Source organism: Bradyrhizobium sp. PUT101 (genome assembly GCF_052043945.1).
Taxonomy (GTDB): domain Bacteria; phylum Pseudomonadota; class Alphaproteobacteria; order Rhizobiales; family Xanthobacteraceae; genus Bradyrhizobium.
The window spans coordinates 4045276-4060890 of sequence record NZ_CP197207.1; the positions used below are offsets into that span (position 1 = coordinate 4045276).

A 15615-nucleotide genomic window follows, 5' to 3' on the forward strand; every position below is an offset into this window, starting at 1 on the left:
CGGGAGAGGCCGGGAGAGGGCTTTCTCCTCTTGTGGGTTCTCGCCCGCGGAGACACCCTCTCCCCGACCCTCCCCGCAAGCGGGGGAGGGAGCGCTCCGTGATCACGGATACATCCCAAACTCGTCAGACTCGCAATGCCGCTCACCCTCAAAACCCGCGACCTCACCATTCGCTTCGGCGGCCATGTCGCGGTCAACAACGTTTCCTGCACGTTTCGCCCGGGCGAGCTCACCGCCATCGTCGGGCCGAACGGCGCCGGCAAGACCACCTATTTCAATCTGATCTCGGGCCAGCTCCGCGCCACGAGCGGCAGCATCCTGTTCGACGGCACCGACATCACGGGGCAGTCCGCGCCGATGCGCACCCGCGCGGGCCTCGGCCGTGCCTTCCAGCTCACCAACCTGTTCCCGAACCTGTCGGTGGAAGAGAACGTGCGCCTCGCAGTGCAGGCCGCGAGCGGCACTCATTACGACATGCTGCGGCCCTGGATGGTCCGCCGCGACCTGATCGCGCGCGCCGACGCCATCCTCGACCGGGTCGCGCTCGGCGGCCGCCGCGGCGTCGCCGCGACCGCACTGTCCCATGGCGACCAGCGCAAGCTCGAGGTCGCGCTGATGATCGCGCTGGAGCCGAGAGTGTTCATGTTCGACGAGCCGACCGCCGGCATGAGCATCGACGAGGTGCCCGTCGTCCTCGACCTCATCGCGCAGCTCAAGCAGGACACGAGCAAGATCATCCTTCTCGTCGAGCACAAGATGGACGTGGTGCGCTCGCTCGCCGACCGCATCATCGTGCTGCATAACGGCCAGCTCGTCGCCGACGGCCCGCCGGCCGAGGTGATCGCCTCGCCGATCGTGCAGGAAGCCTATCTCGGCGTCGCCCCCAAGAACGCTGCAGAGAGCGCAGCATGACCGATCTCCTGAAGCTCTCCGGCGTGCACACCCATATCGGCCGCTACCACATCCTCCAGGGCATCGACCTCGTAGTCCCGCAAGGACAGGTCACGATGCTGCTCGGCCGCAACGGCGCCGGCAAGACCACGACGCTGCGCACCATCATGGGCCTGTGGCAGGCCTCGAAAGGCGAGATCACCCTGGCCGGGATGCGCATCGAGAGCCTTGCCACGCCCGACATCGCGCGGCTCGGCGTCGGCTACGTGCCGGAGAGCATGGCGGTGTTCTCCGATCTCACGGTGAAGGAGAACCTCGTGCTCGCGGCCCGCGACGGGCCGCTCGACGACACCCGGCTCGACTGGATCTTCGGCTTCTTTCCGGCGCTGCGCCGCTTCTGGCTGTCGCGCGCGGGAAGCCTCTCGGGCGGGCAGAAGCAGATGCTGTCCATCGCGCGCGCCATCATCGAGCCGCGCAAGCTCCTCTTGATCGACGAGCCGACCAAGGGGCTGGCGCCGGCCATCGTCATGGCGCTGATCGAGTGCCTGAAGGAGATCAAGCGCAAGGGCGCGACGATCCTGATGGTCGAGCAGAATTTCTTTGCCGCCCGCGAGCTCGGCGACAACGTGCTGGTCATGGACAACGGCACCATCGTCCATCGCGGCGAGATGGCGGCGCTCGCCGCCGACGTGCCGCTGCAAGAGCGGCTGCTCGGCCTGAGCCTGGAGGCGCATCAGTGACTGACCTTGCCGCAAACGATCCGCTGCCGAAGCCGAAGCGCGACATCGCCCCGATCCTGCTGCCGGTCGCGCTCGCCCTTCTTATGATCCCGCTGATCGGCTCGACCTCTTCCTGGCTGACGCTGACCGCCGCGAGCCTTGCCATGGGCATGATGATCTTCATCATGGCCTCCGGACTCACACTCGTGTTCGGTCTGATGGACGTGCTCAATTTCGGCCACGGCGCCTTCATCGCCGTCGGCGCCTATGTCGCCACGCTGGTGCTGGCCCCGTTCGCGGCTTCCATTCAGGCGGATTCGCTCTGGATGAACCTCGCGGTGCTGGCCCCGGCCGCGCTGCTCTCGATGGCGGTCTCCGGCGCCCTCGGCCTGGTCGTCGAACGCGTGCTGATCCTTCCGGTCTACGGCCAGCATCTGAAGCAGATCCTGATGACGACCGGCGGCCTGATCGTCGCCGAGCAGACGCTCTATGCGCTGTGGGGACCACAGATCATCCCCATGCCGCTGCCGACGTCGCTGCGCGGCTCCTTCATTCTCGGCGACGTCGCGATCGCCAAGTACCGCGTGCTGGCGATGCTGATCGGCCTTGCCGTATTCATCGCGATCCAGCTCGTGCTCAACCGCACCAAGCTCGGGCTTCTGATCCGCGCCGGCGTCGAGAACCGCGAGATGGTGGAGGCGCTCGGCTACCGCATCCGCCGCCTGTTCCTCGGCGTGTTCATGACGGGGTCGGCGCTGGCCGGTCTCGGCGGCGTGATGTGGGCGCTCTATCGCGAACAGGTGCACGCCTCCATGAGCGACGACCTCACGGTGCTCATTTTCATCGTCGTCATCATCGGCGGCCTGGGGTCGATCGGCGGCTGCTTCATCGGCGCCATCCTGGTCGCCATGGTTGCCAATTACGGCGGCTTCCTGGTGCCAAAACTCGCCCTCGTGTCCAATATTCTGCTGATGGTCGCCATTCTGATGTGGCGGCCGCGCGGCCTCTATGCGGTGACCAGCCGATGATGATCCTCTCAGGCGATCCGCCGCGGAGCCGCGTGCTCACTCTCGTTCTCGTCGTCATCATCCTGGCGCTGGCGGCGACGCCGTTCCTGTTTCCGGGTGCCAAGGCGCTGAACGTCGCAGCCAAGATCTGCGTCTTCGCCGCGCTGGTCGCCTCCTACGACCTCCTGCTCGGCTATACCGGCTCAGTGTCGTTCGCCCACACCATGTTCTACGGCATCGGCAGCTACGCCATCGCGATTGCGCTGTACGGGATGGGCCCGAACTGGGCCGCGGTCGCAACCGGAATCGTCGTCGGCCTGCCGCTCGCGGCTCTGCTCGCGCTCGCCATCGGGCTCTTTTCGCTGCGCGTCGCGGCGATCTTCTTCGCCATGATCACGCTGGCCGTGGCATCCGCCTTCCAGGTGCTGGCCTCGCAGCTGTCCTGGCTGACGGGCGGAGAGGACGGGCGCAGTTTTCAGTTGCCGGAGCTGCTGCGCCCCGGCACCGTGCTGATCCCCAAGAGCCTGTTCGGCTTCGAGATCAACGGCCGGATCCTGACCTTCTATCTGGTGTTCGCCGTTTCGGCGCTGATGATCCTCGCTTTGCTGCGCGTCGTGAACTCGCCGTTCGGGCGCGTGCTCCAGGCGATCCGCGAGAACCGGTTTCGCGCCGAGGCGCTCGGCTTTCGCACCGTGTTCCACCTGACCTACGCCAACTGCCTCGCGGCGCTCGTGGCCGCCAGCGCCGGCATCCTGAACGCGCTGTGGCTGCGCTATGCCGGCCCCGATACCTCGCTGAGCTTCTCGATCATGCTGGACATTCTGCTGATGGTCGTGATCGGCGGCATGGGCACGATCTACGGCGCGATCATCGGCGCCACCATCTTCATCCTCGCCCAGAACTATCTGCAGTCGCTCATGGGCGTTGCCTCCAACGCGGCGGGCGAAGCCGGCCTGCCGCTGCTGCCGGGGCTGTTGCATCCCGACCGCTGGCTGCTGTGGCTGGGGTTGCTGTTCATCGCCAGCGTCTATTTCTTCCCGACCGGCGTGGTCGGGCGGCTGCGCCAGGCCGGCGGCGACAAGAGCGCCGGCAGCTCGCATTAAGCCGCAATTAATGATGCAGCGCGGCGTTTACTGCGCGCGCCACACAACCGTGACGGGCTTCCCGCCGCGCGACATGCGGACGCCGTTGCTCAACCGGATTAATGCTTGGGTAACTTGCTTTCCTAAGGTTTGCGCCATTTGTGCGGTGTATTTCTGTTCCTCGTGTGAGGTGGAATGCGCCAAGTCTTTTCTACGGTGACTGCCGGAATGTCTCTAGCTGCAAGGAGCGGCTGGGAGGCTTTGGCGCGACGTAGTCCTGTCCTGTGGTTGACTCTGTGCGGCGTGTTGCTGGTCGCCGGAATCTTCGCCGTCACGGCCATGGCCGTCGGCGAATTTCGCGAGCGGACCCTCGCCAACCGCGAACGCGAGCTCGAAAACGCGGTGCAGCTGATCGCGCGGCACTTCGATCAGCAATTCGAAGATTCCGATGTCGTCGCCGCCGATCTGATCATGCAGATGGAATTGGCGGAGATCGCCTCGCCGGCGATGTTCCGTGAGCGCATGTCCGGACCCGCAGCAAACCAGATGCTGCGCAACAAGATAAGCTCGATATCCCATCTCGGCGATATCGCGATCTATGATGCCGACGGCGAACTGATCAACTGGTCGCGGGCCCAGCCACTGCCCAGGATCAACATTTCGTCCCGGGCGTACTTTCAGGCGTTCAAGGCCAATCCGCAGTCCGAACCGGTGCTGCTGGAATCCGTCCGTAGCTTCATCATCGGCAAGTGGACCACGATCGTCGCACGCCGGCTGACCGGCGCCGACGGGACCTTCCTCGGCGCGATGGTTCGCCGGATCGACCCGGACAGCTACCGGCAGTATTTCGCGTCTGTCGCGCTCGCCGAGGGTACGGCCATCTCGCTGTTCGATAGCGACGGCAAGATGCTTGCGCGCTATCCGCATCGCGAAGAGCTGATCGGGCGAAGCTTCAGGGATGCGCCACTGATGCGGAAGGTGCTGACCGAAGGCGGTCAGCAGACGCTCCGCGTCAAGAGCCTCATCGACGGCGAGGAGCGGCTCGGCTCGGCGGCGTCGCTGACGCATTTCCCGCTGGTCATCGTCGGCACCAACACCACGGCAGCGGCGCTTGCGGACTGGCGGCAGCAGACCGGCTTCATGGTCACGACCGCCGCGCTTTCAGCCGCCGTCATCGCGCTGATCCTGTATCTGATCATCCGCCAGATCAACCGGCAGAACCGCGACGCCCAGGAGCGGCTGGAAGCGGAGCGGCTCCGGCTCGACACCGCCCTCAACAACATGTCGCAGGGGCTGATCCTGTACGACGCCGCGGGTTACATCGTCACCTGCAACCGCCGCTACGTCGACATGTTCGGCCTCTCCCACGACGTCATCAAGCCGGGCTGCCACATCCGTGAGGCGATGTATCATCGCAAGGAACGTGACGCGTTCGATGGCGACGTCGAGGCATTCTGCGCCGACGTCATGAGGATCGTCGCCGAAGGCACGGTCTCGACACGAATCCATCAGTTGGCTAGCGGCCGCGCCTTCCAGGTCATCAACACGCCGCTCGCACAGGGTGGGTGGGTCGCCACGACCGAAGACATCACCGAGCGCCGCAACCTGGAACAGGAGCGCGACCGCAACTACACCTTCCTGCGCGAGATCATCGACCATATCCCCTCGCAGATCACCGTGAAGGATGCGCGTACGCGGCAATATCTGCTGCTCAACGGCGTTGCCGAACAGCTGTTCGGCCAGTCTCGTCAGGATGTCGCCGGCAAGACCGCGTTCGACATCTTCCCCGAGGCGCTCGCCGCCCGTATCACCGAAGACGACAGCAGCGCGCTGGAATCGGCCAAGGAATTGTTCAAGGACGAACACGCCTGGCAGATGCCGGGCACGGGGCCGCGCTACATCACGTCGACCCGGATCGGCATTCGCGATGAAGCCGGCGAACCGCGCTATCTCATCCATGTCATCGAGGACGTCACCGAGCAGCGTCGCGCCGACGAGAAGATTGCACATCTGGCGCATTACGATGCGCTGACCGACCTGCCGAACCGGACCTTGTTCCGCGAGCAGATCGAACGGGAGCTGGTGAAGGTCGCCGGCGGCGAGCAGTTCGCGCTGCTCTACATCGACGTCGACGAATTCAAGGGCATCAACGACTCGCTCGGCCACCACGTCGGTGACGAGTTGTTGAAGGCGATCGCGAACCGTCTTCGCGGCTGCCTCAAGCAAGGCGATCTGATCGCGCGGCTCGGCGGCGACGAATTCGCGGTGATCCAGACCGGGATCGAATCCCCCGCCGACGTGCTGTCCTTCGTGGCGCGGATCTACCAGGCGATTCGGCAGCCCTATCGGTGTCTCGGCCACCAGCTCTCCACCGATGCCAGCATCGGAATTGCGCTGGCGCCGCAGGATGGCGCCGATCTCGATCAGCTGATCAAGAACGCCGACCTCGCGATGTACGGCGCCAAGGCCAATGGACGTCGCACCCACCGCTTCTTCGAGCCGGAGATGGATGCGAGCGCCAAGGCGCGCCTGAGCATGGAGCTGGATTTGCGGCAGGCACTCCTGAATGGCGGCTTCGAGATTCACTATCAGCCGCTGGTCGACCTGCGCACCAACGAAGTATCCGGCTGCGAGGCGCTGCTGCGCTGGCGGCATCCCGAGCGCGGCATGGTGTCGCCGGCGGAGTTCATTCCGGTCGCCGAGGACACCGGCCTGATCAACGAGCTCGGCGACTGGGTGTTGCGGATGGCCTGCGACGAGGCCGCGACCTGGCCGGCGCATGTGCGCGTCGCGGTCAACGTCTCGCCGGTGCAGCTCAAATGCGACACGCTGGCGCTGCGGATTGCGGGCGCGCTCGCCGCCTCCGGGCTGAACCCGCGTCGGCTCGAGCTCGAGATCACCGAGGCCGTGCTGATCCGCGACGACGAGGCGGCGCTCTCGATCCTGCATCAGCTCCGCTCGATCGGCGTGCGCATCGCGCTCGACGATTTCGGCACCGGCTACTCCTCGCTGAGCTATCTGAAGCGCTTCCCGTTCGACAAGATCAAGATCGACCGTTGCTTCGTCGCCGACATCGCAGAGGAGAGCGGCTCGCCCGTGATCGTGCAGGCGGTGGTGAACATTGCGGCCGCCAGCAGCATGACCACGGTTGCCGAGGGTGTCGAGACCGAGGCACAGCGCGACATGCTGCGCGCGCTCGGCTGCACGCAGATGCAGGGCTATCTGTTCAGCCCGCCGAAGCCGGCCAGTGAGGTGCGAAAGCTGTTCGGCCCCGACGCCCCCGTGCCGGTGGCTGCGGTGGCGTGATGGCGAAGTCGCGCAAGATCATCGATGTCGCGGATTCCCACGCGGTGCGGCTGATGCAGCATCTGGTGGTGCCGACCTTCGTGATCGACCCGAAGCGACGCGTCGTGATCTGGAACAGGGCCTGCGAGCGATTGACCGGCGTCGCCGCCTCCGAAGTGATCGGCACCAGCAAGCACTGGCAGGCCTTCTACGAGACCAGACGCCCATGCCTTGCAGACCTCGTCGCGCTCGACCGTCCCGAGCAGCTGCCGGAGTACTATTCGGAATATGCGGCGCGCGGCCATAACGGGCTCGGCTTTTCCGCGGAGAACTGGTGCGTGATGCCGAAGCTCGGCAGCCAGCTCTATCTCGCCATCGACGCCGGCCCGATCCACGACGAGGCCGGCCGGCTGATCGCGGTGGTGGAGACGCTGCGCGACCTCACCGACCAGAAGCGCGCCGAGATGGCGCTGAAGGAGCTCGCCACCAAGGACGGGCTGACCGGCCTGGCGAACCGCCGCTCCTTCGACCAGATGCTGTCGGACGAATGGGCGCGCGCCCAGCGCACGCAGAAGCCGCTGGCGCTGCTGTTCGTCGATGTCGACCATTTCAAGCTGTTCAACGACCGCCACGGTCACCAGAAGGGCGACGAGTGCCTGCGCGCGGTTGCCGCTGTCGTCAGCCGGCACGCCGTGCGTCCGCTCGACCTCGCCAGCCGCTATGGCGGCGAGGAGTTCGCGCTGATCCTGCCGGACATGGCTTGCGACACGGCCTGCAAAGTGGCCGAGGAGATCCGCTGCGCCGTCATGGCCCTGCAGATCGCCCACGGCGCCGCGGGCGCCGGCGACCACGTCACCCTCAGCGTCGGCGTCGCGAGCCACATTCCCGACGGTGCCGACGGCGGCCCCGACCGGCTGCTGGGCGCCGCCGACGAGGCGCTCTATGTGGCCAAACGGCTCGGCCGCAACCGCGTCATCTGCGCCGAACGGGTGCTGGCCGAGTTCGCCGCCCTCGGCCGGGAGGCGGCAGCGGTTCCGGCCCCTGTCAGGCGCAAATCGGCTTGAGCGCATGCGGCGAGAAGCGGTTGCCCACCCCTCGTCAATCGGCTAAATGAAATCCCACTGCACCCGTAGCTCAGCTGGATAGAGCGTTGCCCTCCGAAGGCAAAGGTCACACGTTCGAATCGTGTCGGGTGCGCCAGATTTTGCCAGCGGTTTTCATGCCGACACTCACGTCAGCATCGCGACGATCGCCTGGATCTGGTCGGAGGCGGACGTCACCAGTCCGTCATACGACGTTTGGCCGTGTGCGGCGGCTTTCAGGATGCATTCGGCCACGGCCGCTTTGAGACCGAAGACCGATTGATGGGCCGGCACGTTCGCCATCACGGTTTCCAGGGCCTGACGCATCGTCTGAATGAGCTCGGAGCTGTATTGCATTGGCTGTCCTCCGCGGGCTCATATTAGATCGCGTGCCCATGCTTGCCACTCACAAGCCTGGGAGTGCTGTTTGAGATTGATTGAGAATGAACGTCTCAATTCAAACGCCAGATCGCCGCATTGAGCACGCCGGCAAACGCGACCCAGGCGGCGTAAGGCACGAACAAGGCGGCTGCCAGCCTGTCTCGTGATAGCTCGAGGCCGATGTAGGTCACGATCGCGACGAACAGGCCGATGAGGATGACGAGCGCGGCTCCGATCTGGTGCATCGTGAACATGACCGGAGACCAGATGAAATTGAGCGCCAGCTGGGCCGTCCAGACCAGCATCGCCTTTCCCGACGGAGCACGACGATAGGTCCGCCAGCCCGCGACGGCGATCATGATGTAAAGGATGGTCCAGGCCACCGGAAACGCCCAGTTCGGCGGCACGAAATCCGGCTTGGCCAGGCCCGCATACCACTCTCCGGGGAGATTGGTCGCGCCGATCAGCCAGCCGATGCCGACCACGGCGACGACGAAGACCAACAACTGAAGCATCCATCACCTCGCGCTTCTTCCTGCCCGATTGTATCATCTTTCCATGAGCGAATCCGACACGGTGACCGGCGACGCCTTGCCGGTGCGCAAGATCATCCATATCGACATGGATGCCTTCTATGCGTCGGTGGAGCAACGGGACAATCCGGAGCTGCGCGGAAGGCCGGTCGCCGTCGGAGGCTCCGCGGAACGCGGCGTCGTCGCAGCCGCGAGCTACGAGGCCCGCAAGTTCGGCGTTCGCTCCGCCATGCCATCGGTGACGGCCAGGCGGCAATGTCCCGATCTGATCTTCGTCAAGCCGCGCTTCGAGGTCTACAAGGCGATCAGCAGGCAGATCCGCGACATCTTTGCCGAGCACACGCCCATCGTCGAGCCGTTGTCGCTGGATGAAGCCTATCTCGACGTGACGGAGAACCTGCAAGGCATCCCGCTGGCGCGGGACATCGCGCTGAAGGTCCGCGAGAAGATCAAGGCCGAGACGGGGCTCAACGCTTCGGCGGGCATCTCTTACAACAAGTTTCTGGCCAAGCTCGCCTCGGATCATCGCAAGCCCAACGGTCAATTCGTGATCTCGCCGGAGATGGGGCCGGCCTTCGTCGAGACGCTGCCGGTCGGCAAGTTCCACGGGATCGGTCCGGCGACAGCTACGAAGATGAACGCGCTTGGCCTGTTCACCGGCCGCGACATCCGTAACCAGACGCTGGAGTTCATGAACGCGAATTTCGGCAAGTCCGGCGCCTATTACTATTGGATCTCACGCGGCGTCGACGAGCGGCCGGTGCGGGCCAACCGGATCCGAAAGTCGATCGGCGCGGAGAACACGTTCTCGATCGACCTCGACGCATTCGACGCGCTGGTCGCCGAACTCAGGCCTCTCGTCGACAAGGTCTGGCGCCATTGCGAGGCGACCGGCAACCGGGGCCGCACCGTTACCCTGAAGATCAAGTTCGCCGACTTCGAGATCATCACGCGCAGCAGGTCCGTCGCTGCGGCCGTTGCAGGCCGGGACGAAGTGGAGCGGCTGGCCTGCGGCCTCCTCGAAGCCGAGATGCCGCTGCCCAAGCGCGTCAGGCTGTTGGGGGTCTCGCTGTCTTCGCTCCAGGTCGGTGGCGATTCGGAGCCGCAGTTGACGCTGGGTATCTGATTCCGGCCGGAGGGGCCCCTTCGGCGAACGCGACATCTTTATCAGCGACGCGGCCCAAAACCTGTCGTAGAGACGTCAAACAGGTCTTTTCGCGATTGATGTTGGAATGCTTGCCTTATTGATACGCCTCGGACTGCGCTTCGAAGACCGCATCGAGGAGCGGCGGTTTGTCGACCAATATGTCCGGGGCAGTCTCGGATGGACGCAGATCGCAATGCTGCTCGGCGCCGCCACCTATGCCGGCTACACGCTCTGGGATTGGGTGCTTTACCCCGAAGTGGTTCCGATCACGCTCGCAATCCGCGGCGGCACGGCCGCGTTCATCCTGCTGCCGCTGACGGCGCTGCTGTCACGGCGATGGATGAAGCCGTGGGCAGAGACGATTTTCCTCGTCTATTGCGTCATTCCCGGCTGCATCCTGCCCAGCATTTATCTGGTGCTGCCGTCGGGCTTCACGTTTGCCGCGCCCGGCATGATGATGATCATCCTGTTCGTCTCGACCATGCTGCCATTGCGGATCGGCTCGCTGGCGATTTTCTGCGTGCTGTCGTGGCTGGCACTGATCGTCGCCGAGACGCTCGCGCCGGCGCTGCCGGCGGGCCTGAGATTCATCAATCATTCTCTCGTCGGTAACGCCTACGCCTTGTCGCTCTACGCCGTGGCTGCGCGCGAGTACCGGGCGCGAAGACAATTCCGGACGTCGGAGGCGCTGCAGCGGGAAAAGGAACGCTCGGAGAAATCGCTGCGCGATCTGCGCGCGACCCAGGAGCAGCTCGTGCAGGCCGAAAAGCTCGCCTCGCTCGGCCAATTGGTGGCTGGTGTCGCGCACGAGGTCAGCACCCCGCTCGGCGTCGCCCTGACGACCTCGACCACCATGCAGACCGACCTGCAAACGATGGCTGACGCATTGGGCGGAGCATCGGTCCGGCGTTCCGATCTGACCAAGGGCATCGACAGGCTCAAGCAGGGGCTCAACCTGACCTTCGACAATCTGCACCGCGCATCCGAGATGGTGCACAGCTTCAGGCAGGTCGCCGTGCATCAAGCCGATGAGGACCGGCGGACGTTCGAGCTCAAGGATTGGCTGTCGGAGTTGACGTCCAGGCTCGGGCCATTGCTGTCGCATCATGGCCTGACGGTCGAGGTCCGATGCCCGGCGGGAATCAAGCTCAACAGCTACCCCGGAGCGCTTGCTCAGGTGATCAGCAATCTCGCCCTCAATACCGCAGGGCATGCGTATCCCGACAAGAGAGGTGGCCGGTTTGTCATCACAGCCAGCCAGCCGGACCCGACATCCGTCCGCCTCGTCTGTGCTGATGAAGGCGTCGGAATTCCCGACGAATTACAGGCGCATATCTTCGATCCGTTCGTCACGACAAGTCGGGAGAGCGGCCATGCCGGCCTGGGGCTCCACATCGCCTTTAATCTGGTGGCCTCATCTCTGAACGGGCGCCTGCGTCTCGAGAGTACGACGGGTCCGGGGACTCAGATCGCCATCGAGATCCCGCTCCAGGCATGATTCCGGCGGCCATGCTGGAGCCGCCTCAGGAAGCGAAAACAGAGCGCTCGCCAAGTGCGACCGACGGTGACGGATTTTCAGGCCCGCCACCGATGGAGGTCGATCCGCTCGGGCCGCTCAATGCCTCACGTGCTCGAACACCACGATCACGCCGGTCGGTTCGGGCTCATGCGCCATCAGGCGCGTCAGGTTGGAGTCGCCCCAATCCGCGAGGCTGACGACCTCGCCACTCTGGCGGTCGGTGTCGGCACCAAGCGATCCCGCAGGCTCGAGGACCTTGAGGCCCATCTCGTCGACGAAGAAGGTGTGCTCGCCGAACATGCTGTTGAGCTGCGGCATCGCGGGATGTTCGTCGGGCAGCACCTGAGCGCCGAGTTGGTTGACGGTCTGCTTCACCTGTTCGGATGTAAGCTTCATGAGCTGCTCCGTTTCTGTATCCGGTTTCATTGACCCGGGCGGGAGCGTGCGTTCCCTGCGCCCTTGTCCGCCTGGCTCAAAGTCCCGAACAGACGCTGCGGACAAATGTTCCTGCAAAATGTATTTCGTGATCGGGCGCGGCGTCCGCCGCGCTCGCGGCACGAGATCGCCACAGGATGCACACGATCTGTCCGCGCGCGGCGCAAAAGCGCGATGAGATTGGGATGAATCGTCATCGCGGTTCAGGTTATTGTTTGAGCATGATCTTTTCGGAAAACCGCTGCACACTTTTCCGGATCACGCTCCAGGCTAGTCGGCGGCTTCGACGATCCGGATGTCGCGGTCAGCGCCGTCGCCAAGCAAATCGTGAGCGGCCTGATAGGCCGGGCTCGCATACGCCGCCTTGGCGTGCTCCACGCTGTCGAACTCGATGAGAACGACGCGCTCCATCTGTCCGAGCTCGAAGGCCGCAGCCGGCATCCCGCGTGCGAGCACTCGGCCGCCGGCCGCTTCGATCGCCGGGCGCGACAGTTTGGCGTAGGCCGCCATGGCATCGGGATTCTTGATCGCTCGGTAGGTTGCAACCCAGTATGCTTTGGCCATTGCTTCTCCTGACGTTTGTGGCGAGTTGCTACTCGCTGCGGTTCTCGCCGACCGACAGCGCGCAGATGCGTGACAGATAGGTGTAGGGCAGGCCGGTCTCCCCGGCCCAGGCGTTGAACTGCGCCTGCACCTTGGCGAGATCGCCCTTCGACTTGACCTCTTCGGCAATGTCGAGACCTGCATCGCGCAGGCAGACCACCACGTCCTTGGACGTCACGAAACCGTCCCAGCCGACGAAGCGCAGCAGCATCTGGCCGGTGTTGCCCCCTAACCGGCTGCCACGCTTGTTGAGGAGATCGAGCAGGCCGATCTCGTCGGACGACGGCCACTTCGCCAGAAACTTGCCGAAGCTGCCGTGCTCCTTCGCGATCTCCTGGACGAAAGCGGCATTGTCGCGCACCGACATGATCTTGGCGCCGTTGCGCACGATGCGCGCGTCGCGCAGCAGGCCCTCCCAATAGTCTTCGGGCTGGAAGGTGAGCTTGGGGGGCTGAAAATGCAGGAAGGCGGCTTCGAAACCGTCCCATTTCGAATCGATCACGCTCCAGGCGAAGCCGGCGCAGAACACCCGCCTGGTCATCTCTGCGAGGATGCGGTCGTCGCCGAGCCTGGCCAGCCGCTCGAGGTCCGGCGTGGCCGGCATCAGTTTCTCCAGCGCCTTGGGCCCGCCCTTGCGTTTCTCGGCCCGCGCGCGAATGGTCTTGAAGGGGGTCATACGGGCATCCGCGTTAGGGTGCCCACGACATCAGAATTCGATGAAACGGTCCAGCCTTGCAACGATGACGCGCAGGAGCGGCCATGCTGGTCCGCTTCTTGCTTCGTGACGCCTGGAATTCCCAGACATTTTCAAGCTCTCGCCGACGGACTTTCGATGCGCTGCCTGGTCGTGGCCGACCTGCACTATTCGCTGCCCCAGCTCGACTGGCTGGTCAGTGCGGCGCCGCAATTCGACCTCGTGATCTTCGCCGGCGACGCGCTCGACATTGGCTCGATGGTAGACTTCCGCGCCCAGATCGTGGTGGTGAAGAAATACCTCGCGCTGCTTGCCGCGCAGACCCGCGTGATCCTCTGCTCCGGCAATCACGACCTCGACGAGCGCAACATCGAAGGCGAGAAGATCGCACGCTGGATTTCGGAGGTGCGCGAGCTGGGCATCGCCTGCGACGGCGACAGCCTCGGCATCGGCGACACAATGTTCACGGTGTGCCCGTGGTGGGACGGGCCCCTGGTGCAGCAGCGCATCGTCGAGCAACTGCGCGATGCCGCCGCTGGCCGGCTGCGGCGCTGGATCTGGGCGCACCACGCGCCGCCGGCGGATTCGCCGACGAGCTGGGGCGGCAAACGCTTTTTCGGCGACGTCGAGCTGGTGCAATGGATCATGCAATACCAGCCGTCGATGGTGATCTCGGGCCATGTGCACCAGTCGCCGTTCATCACCGGTGGCTCGTGGTTCGATCGTCTGGGCCAGACCTGGGTTTTCAATACCGGCCTGCAACCGGGCCGGCCGCCGGCCTACATCGTTCTCGACCTCGACGCGGACAAGGCGTTCTGGCTTGCGGCCGGCGAAGCCCAGTGGATCGACCTCAATGCGCCGCTGAAGCGCCCCGCCACCCCCATCGAGGCGCCGCCCGACTGGCTCACATTCTTGGATCGGATTTCCGATCCGAGCCTGGCGAGACCTCAAGCGGCGGCAGGTTGATCATGCTCTGGAGAACCTCGCCGACCATGGCCAGATGCGTGCCGTGGCCGGCATATTGCCGCTTGAGGTCGGCGAGGTAGGTGTTGGCGACATTGAGCCGCTGCGCCAGCATTTTTGCGATCAGCAGGGCCACGCCCGGCTCCTTCTCCAGGAACGAGGCGGCGTCCTCGAACTCATAGACGATAGCGTCGGAGCAGGCCCGCACGGTTGCGGTGTGCGGCTGGCCCAGCAGCACGGACATCTCGCCGAGCACTGCGCCGGGCTCGGTGACGGTAGCCACCACCATCTCACCCTTGAGTACCTCGAGCTTGCCTTGCACCAGCACGTAGAGATGGCCGCTGGTGCCACCCTCGTTGACAATCAGCGTGCCGGCGGCGACCTGCCGCTCCGTTCCGCCGGTGCAATAATCCAGGACTGCGCGCATCGCAGAAGCTCCGTCGCTGCGGACCCCATCGCCCGAGACCCGAGCATGATCCGTGCCACACGGCAAATCAACGCATATGAGGGGTGCGCCCGCATGCCGTGCGTCACACCCGCGAGAGCGAAGGCACCTCCTCCGGCACGATCGCCCGAAGGCCGCCAAAGCGGCGCTCGCGGCCGTGAAACGCGGCGAGCGCCTCGGTGAGATCACCCGCATCGAATTCGGGCCACATCCGCTCAGTGAAGTGCAGCTCGGCATAGGCGCCCTCCCAGAGCAGGAAGTCGGACAGCCGCTTCTCGCCCGAGGTGCGGATGATGAGATCGACGTCGCGAAGGCCAGCCTCGCCGGTGACGAGCTGCGAGAACGCTTCGCGGGTGAGGCTGGTGAGTGCGGCCGCTTTGGCCGCCGCATTGAGGATCGCATCGCGAGCCGAGTAATCCACGGCGATGCGCAGATGCAGCGTGCTTCCGCGGGCGGTCGCCTCTTCGGCGCGCGTGATCGCGGTGGCGATGCCGTCGGGCAGCCGGTCGCGGCGGCCGATCACGGTGAGACGCACGCCATTCCTGACGAGGCTCTGCACCTCGTTGGCAAGATAGAAGCGCAGCAAGGTCATCAGCGCCGCGACCTCGGCCCTCGGCCTCCGCCAATTGTCGGCCGAGAAGGCGTAAAGCGTCAGCGTGCCGATGCCCTGCTTGGGCGCGGCCTCGACGATACGGCGGATGGTCTCGACGCCGGCCTCGTGGCCGCGCACGCGGGACAGGCCGCGCCGCGTCGCCCATCTGCCGTTGCCGTCCATGATGATGCCGACATGAAGCTTCTCGTTACGCGACGTGGCTTCGCTTTGCATTGC

At 64.9% G+C, this 15615-nt stretch carries 16 protein-coding genes and 1 tRNA gene; 10 read left to right on the top strand and 7 right to left on the bottom strand.

From position 1 onward, the window contains the following. Positions 1-135: 135 nt before the first annotated feature. From ACSHT2_RS19630 to ACSHT2_RS19660, 7 genes are all read left to right on the top strand, one after another. On the top strand, positions 136-912 hold the full coding sequence (locus tag ACSHT2_RS19630) for an ABC transporter ATP-binding protein (protein ID WP_440635911.1): 777 nt from the start codon (positions 136-138) through the stop codon (positions 910-912). Continuing rightward, a complete protein-coding gene (locus ACSHT2_RS19635) occupies positions 909-1631 on the top strand; it encodes an ABC transporter ATP-binding protein (RefSeq protein WP_440635913.1) in 723 nt (240 codons plus the stop codon). Before ACSHT2_RS19630 ends, ACSHT2_RS19635 begins: the two co-directional genes overlap by 4 nt. Further along, positions 1628-2638: a branched-chain amino acid ABC transporter permease gene (locus ACSHT2_RS19640; protein WP_440635914.1), complete on the top strand. Its 1011-nt coding sequence runs from the start codon at positions 1628-1630 to the stop codon at positions 2636-2638. Before ACSHT2_RS19635 ends, ACSHT2_RS19640 begins: the two co-directional genes overlap by 4 nt. After that, complete coding sequence (locus tag ACSHT2_RS19645; RefSeq protein WP_440635916.1) at positions 2635-3720, top strand: branched-chain amino acid ABC transporter permease; 1086 nt, start codon at positions 2635-2637, stop codon at positions 3718-3720. Before ACSHT2_RS19640 ends, ACSHT2_RS19645 begins: the two co-directional genes overlap by 4 nt. A gap of 174 nt (positions 3721-3894) precedes the next feature. After that, positions 3895-7005 carry a bifunctional diguanylate cyclase/phosphodiesterase gene (locus ACSHT2_RS19650; protein WP_440635917.1) on the top strand — a complete coding sequence of 1037 codons (3111 nt, stop codon included), beginning with the start codon at positions 3895-3897 and terminating at the stop codon, positions 7003-7005. Beyond that, positions 7005-8048, top strand: a complete 1044-nt coding sequence (locus ACSHT2_RS19655; RefSeq protein ID WP_440635919.1) for a sensor domain-containing diguanylate cyclase — start codon at positions 7005-7007, stop codon at positions 8046-8048. The genes ACSHT2_RS19650 and ACSHT2_RS19655 overlap by 1 nt, the downstream gene beginning before the upstream one ends. A 59-nt stretch (positions 8049-8107) precedes the next feature. Beyond that, positions 8108-8184: transfer RNA gene (locus ACSHT2_RS19660), tRNA-Arg, on the top strand. Between the two features lie 29 nt (positions 8185-8213). Here ACSHT2_RS19660 and ACSHT2_RS19665 read toward each other — a convergent pair. Continuing rightward, positions 8214-8423 (bottom strand): hypothetical protein, encoded by a 210-nt coding sequence (locus ACSHT2_RS19665; protein WP_440635920.1) that lies wholly within the window; start codon positions 8421-8423, stop codon positions 8214-8216. 95 nt (positions 8424-8518) lie between these two features. Continuing rightward, entirely contained in the window at positions 8519-8962 is a 444-nt protein-coding gene (locus ACSHT2_RS19670) for a TspO/MBR family protein (RefSeq protein WP_440635922.1), read from the bottom strand. A gap of 43 nt (positions 8963-9005) precedes the next feature. Between ACSHT2_RS19670 and dinB the strand changes: the two genes are divergently transcribed. Together dinB and ACSHT2_RS19680 are read left to right on the top strand one after the other, a co-directional pair. Next, complete coding sequence (gene dinB / locus ACSHT2_RS19675; RefSeq protein ID WP_440635924.1) at positions 9006-10106, top strand: DNA polymerase IV; 1101 nt, start codon at positions 9006-9008, stop codon at positions 10104-10106. 106 nt (positions 10107-10212) lie between these two features. Continuing rightward, the gene (locus tag ACSHT2_RS19680; RefSeq protein WP_440635926.1) at positions 10213-11625 is read left to right on the top strand and encodes a sensor histidine kinase; all 1413 of its coding nucleotides are present in this window, start codon (positions 10213-10215) and stop codon (positions 11623-11625) included. A 117-nt stretch (positions 11626-11742) separates the two neighbouring features. Here ACSHT2_RS19680 and ACSHT2_RS19685 read toward each other — a convergent pair whose 3' ends face one another. The 3 genes from ACSHT2_RS19685 to ACSHT2_RS19695 all read right to left on the bottom strand — a co-directional run bounded on the left by ACSHT2_RS19685 (position 11743) and on the right by ACSHT2_RS19695 (position 13360). Next, positions 11743-12042 (bottom strand): hypothetical protein, encoded by a 300-nt coding sequence (locus ACSHT2_RS19685; protein WP_440635928.1) that lies wholly within the window; start codon positions 12040-12042, stop codon positions 11743-11745. Between the two features lie 309 nt (positions 12043-12351). Continuing rightward, entirely contained in the window at positions 12352-12645 is a 294-nt protein-coding gene (locus tag ACSHT2_RS19690) for a DUF1330 domain-containing protein (protein WP_440635929.1), read from the bottom strand. A 28-nt stretch (positions 12646-12673) separates the two neighbouring features. Further along, positions 12674-13360 (bottom strand): DNA-3-methyladenine glycosylase I, encoded by a 687-nt coding sequence (locus tag ACSHT2_RS19695; RefSeq protein ID WP_440635931.1) that lies wholly within the window; start codon positions 13358-13360, stop codon positions 12674-12676. Between the two features lie 156 nt (positions 13361-13516). Here ACSHT2_RS19695 and ACSHT2_RS19700 point away from each other — a divergent pair, with 156 nt between their 5' ends. Next, positions 13517-14344 (top strand): metallophosphoesterase family protein, encoded by an 828-nt coding sequence (locus ACSHT2_RS19700; RefSeq protein WP_440635933.1) that lies wholly within the window; start codon positions 13517-13519, stop codon positions 14342-14344. On the opposite strand, the gene ACSHT2_RS19705 is transcribed toward ACSHT2_RS19700, so the two are convergent. Next, positions 14283-14768: a Crp/Fnr family transcriptional regulator gene (locus ACSHT2_RS19705; protein WP_319332979.1), complete on the bottom strand. Its 486-nt coding sequence runs from the start codon at positions 14766-14768 to the stop codon at positions 14283-14285. The genes ACSHT2_RS19700 and ACSHT2_RS19705 overlap by 62 nt on opposite strands. Before the next feature lie 103 nt (positions 14769-14871). Then, on the bottom strand, positions 14872-15612 hold the full coding sequence (locus ACSHT2_RS19710; protein WP_440635935.1) for a di-trans,poly-cis-decaprenylcistransferase: 741 nt from the start codon (positions 15610-15612) through the stop codon (positions 14872-14874). Positions 15613-15615: the final 3 nt, after the last annotated feature.